The following is a 318-nucleotide window of genomic DNA, read 5'->3' as shown; positions in this document are numbered from 1 at the left end:
TGGACATTTGTCAGCAGCATCTCCACAAAGTGTTACCACAAAGTCAGCACGATTTAAATTGTCTGGGTCAATGATATCAGACGTTTGATGCGAAATATCGATCCCCACTTCTTCCATTGCTTTTACGGCATTTGGGTTTAGACCGTGAGCCTCGATGCCGGCACTATAAACATTCCAGTCTTCACTTAAATAGTTTTTCGCCCAACCTTCCGCCATTTGGCTTCGGCAAGAGTTTCCAGTACAAAGAAAATAAATCGTTTTTTTCGACATGTTGTATGCACTCCTTTGGTTTGATTAGTGAATGATGAGCAGCCATAG

General features: G+C 42.1%; 1 protein-coding gene. It reads right to left on the bottom strand.

The genetic code is table 11. The features are described 5' to 3' along the window. Positions 1 to 270 (bottom strand): arsenate reductase/protein-tyrosine-phosphatase family protein (locus AVZ68_RS19525; protein ID WP_496196942.1); only part of this gene is annotated, 270 nt, incomplete at its 3' end. Positions 271 to 318: the final 48 nt, after the last annotated feature.

The sequence above is a fragment of the Shouchella shacheensis genome (genome assembly GCF_001484965.1).
GTDB lineage: Bacteria > Bacillota > Bacilli > Bacillales > Bacillaceae_D > Shouchella > Shouchella shacheensis.
This window is presented reverse-complemented; position numbering and strand designations above follow the sequence as displayed.